This window comes from Streptomyces sp. 150FB (assembly GCF_000818195.1).
Classification (GTDB): domain Bacteria; phylum Actinomycetota; class Actinomycetes; order Streptomycetales; family Streptomycetaceae; genus Streptomyces.
In genome coordinates, this window is the sequence record NZ_JTHL01000001.1 from 2,840,617 (window position 1) to 2,843,752 (window position 3,136).

The 3,136-nt window shown below is 72.9% G+C and carries 3 protein-coding genes; all 3 read right to left on the reverse strand.

Translation table 11 applies throughout. The features are described from left to right. Positions 1–1,314: thiamine pyrophosphate-binding protein (locus tag QR77_RS11975; protein WP_040021547.1), on the reverse strand; the 1,314-nt coding region annotated here is incomplete at its 3' end. Beyond that, complete coding sequence (iolB, locus tag QR77_RS11980; RefSeq protein ID WP_040021548.1) at positions 1,311–2,300, reverse strand: 5-deoxy-glucuronate isomerase; 990 nt, start codon at positions 2,298–2,300, stop codon at positions 1,311–1,313. The genes QR77_RS11975 and iolB, both read right to left, overlap by 4 nt. 16 nt (positions 2,301–2,316) lie before the next feature. Continuing rightward, positions 2,317–3,136: hypothetical protein (locus tag QR77_RS11985; protein ID WP_040021549.1), on the reverse strand; the 820-nt coding region annotated here is incomplete at its 5' end.

The window sequence follows — 3,136 nt, forward strand, 5'->3', positions numbered from 1 at the left end:
GACGTGGTACTGGTCGCTGGAGCGGGCCCGCCAGAGTTTGTGCAGGTCGCCGGGGAGCGAACCGGCCGCGTTGATGACGATGTCCTCGGCGGTGACGAGGGCGTCGAGCACACCGAGGACCTGCGCCTGGGTGGGGCGCAGCAGGTCCTCGTCGGCCGCGAAGGCGGCGTCGACGCGGTGCTCCCAGCGCTCCTTGTCGTCGCTGTACTCGGTGGCGTACGCGGGCTCGACGCGGTGTCCCGCGAGTCCGGCGGCGAGCTGTTTCAGGGCGGTACGGGCGTCGGCGACCAGCGGGTCGGCAGCGAGCTTGTGGGCGTCGAAGCCGGTGACGTTGATGTTGAGGAAGCGGACGGCGGGGTGGGCGAAGAGCGTGGCGGACGCGGTGGAGAAGTCCGACCAGCGGGTGCCGACGCCGATCACCAGGTCGGCGGTGCGGGCGAGTTCGTCGGCGGTCGCGGTCCCGGTGTGGCCGACGGCGCCGACGTCGCAGGGGTGGTCGTAGGGCAGCGAGCCCTTGCCCGCCTGGGTGGAGGCGACCGGGATGCCGGTGGCCGAGGCGAGCGCGGCGAGCGCCTCCTCGGCGGCGCTGTGGTGGACGCCGCCGCCGGCGACGAGCAGCGGGCGGCGGGCGGCCCGTACGAGCCTGACGGCCTCGGCCAGTTCGGCCGGATCGGGCCCTTGGCGGCGGACGCGCCAGACGCGCTCGTCGAAGAACTCCTCCGGCCAGTCGTACGCCTCAGCCTGTACGTCCTGCGGCAGCGCGAGCGTGACGGCGCCGGTGGCGGCCGGGTCGCTGAGGACCCGCATCGCGGCGAGCGCGGCGGGGATGAGCGCCTCGGGGCGGGTGACGCGGTCGAAGTACGCGGAGACGGGCCGCAGCGCGTCATTGACCGAGACGTCGCCGGCCGAGGGGACTTCGAGCTGCTGGAGCACCGGGTCTGCGGGGCGGGTGGCGAAGGTGTCGCCGGGGAGGAGCAGCACCGGCAGCCGGTTGATCGTGGCGAGGGCGGCGCCGGTCACCAGGTTGGTGGCGCCGGGGCCGATGGAGGTGGTCACGGCGTGGGTGGAGAGACGGTTGCTCTGCCGGGCGTAGCCGACGGCCGCGTGCACCATGGCCTGTTCGTTACGGCCCTGGAGGTACGGCATGTCGGCGGCGGACTCGACCAGCGCCTGTCCGACACCCGCCACATTGCCATGGCCGAAAATGCCCCAGGTGGCGCCGATCAGCCGCTGCCTGCCGCCGTCCCGCTCGGTGTACTGGCGGCTCAGGAAGGTGATCAGGGCCTGGGCGACGGTGAGGTGGCGGGTACTCATCGGGGGCTCCCCTCGGGTCCGGCAGGCGGTCCGTACAGCGGCAGTCGCGGGTCGACGGACTGCCCCGGCCAAGTGTCCCGGATCCAGCCGTGATCGGGATGGTCGCGGATCAGCCACTCGCGGGACTCGCCCGGTCCCGCCATGACGTTGAGGTAGTACATGGCGCGTCCGGGGGCGGCGATGGAGGGGCCGTGCCAGCCGTCGGGGATCAGCACCGTGTCGCCCGTACGGACCTCGGCGAGCACGTCCGTACCGCCGGGGCGGGAGGGCGAGACGCGCTGGTAGCCGACGCCTTCGGTCCCTTCGAGGCCGTCGATCCCGTCGGCCCCTTCAACCCCCTTGATCCCGTCGATCTCGAAGTAGTAGATCTCCTCCAGCTCGGCTTCCTCGCCGGGGCGGTGTTCGTCGTGCTTGTGGGGCGGGTACGACGACCAGTTGCCACCCGGCGTGAGCACCTCGACGGCGATCAGCCGGTCGCACTCGAAGACGTCGGCGGCGGCGAAGTTGTTCACCTGGCGCGAGCAGGTGCCCGCGCCGCGCAGCTCGACCGGTACCTCCGGCGCGGGGCCGTAGCGAGCGGGGAGACGTCGCTCGCACTTCGCTCCTGCCAGGGCGAACCGGCCTCCCGCACCGGAGGCGATCTGGGCGTGGGCATCGCGCGGGAGGTAGGCGAAGTCGGTGACTCCGCTGAACACCCCTTCCCTGCCCCGCAGTTCGAAGGATTCGGCGCCTGTACGCACCGTACAGCCGCCGTTCAGCGGGAGCACGATCCACTCACTGTCGCCGGTGTCCAGGGCGTGGCTCCCGCCGGGCGGCAGTTCGAGGACGCGCAGGGAGCAGTGGTCCCAGCCGGCCCGTTCGGGGTCGATGTCGAGGGCGTACGGGCCGTTGGCCGAGGTGCCGGCGCGGACATGGCGCTCGCGGTCGCGGTCGCCGTCGCGTGGCGCCCCGCCCGCCGTCCCGGTCGTGTTGTCGTCGGTGCTCATGAAGTGTCCGTACCCCCTACAACAGTCCTACGGCGGTGTCCACGGCCCCGGCCACGTCCCCGTCGACCGGATAGAGCAGCGAGCGCCCCACGACGAGCCCCTGCACCGTGGGCAGGCGGAGCGCCTTGCGCCACTTCTCGTACGCCCCCTCCTGGTCGCCGCCGATCTCGCCGCCGAGCAGCACGGCCGGCAGGGTCGAGGTCTCCATCACCCTGGCCATGTCGTCGGGGTCCTCGGTGACGGGGACCTTCAGCCAGGTGTACGCGGAGGTGCCGGCGAGGCCCGAGCTGATGGCTATGGAACGGGTGACGGCCTCGGCGCTCAGGTCCGTACGCAGCCGTCCCCCGACCCGGTGGCAGATGAACGGCTCGACGAAGACCGGGAGCCGGAGCGCGGCCATCGCGTCGACGGCGCGGGCGGCCGAGTGGAGCGTGTCGAGGGAGCCGGCGTCCTCGTAGTCGATACGGAGCAGCAGCTTGCCCGCGTCGAAGCCGAGTCGGGCGAGATCCTCGGGGCGGTGGCCGGTGAAGCGGTCGTCGAGTTCGAAGCTGGCCCCGGCGAGGCCGCCCCGGTTCATGGAGCCCATGACGACACGGTCGTCGAGGGCGCCGAGGAGCAGCAGGTCGTCGAGGATGTCGGCGGTGGCGAGTACGCCGTCCACGCCGGGGCGGGAGAGCGCCAGGCAGAGCCGTTCGAGCATGTCGAGGCGGTTGGCCATGGCGAGCCGGTCGTCGCCGACGGCGAGGGCGCCGCGTGCCGGATGGTCGGCCGCGATGATCATCAGCCGGCCGCCGGGGCGCAGCAGCGGCCTGCGGACGCGGCGGGCGGCGGCCTCG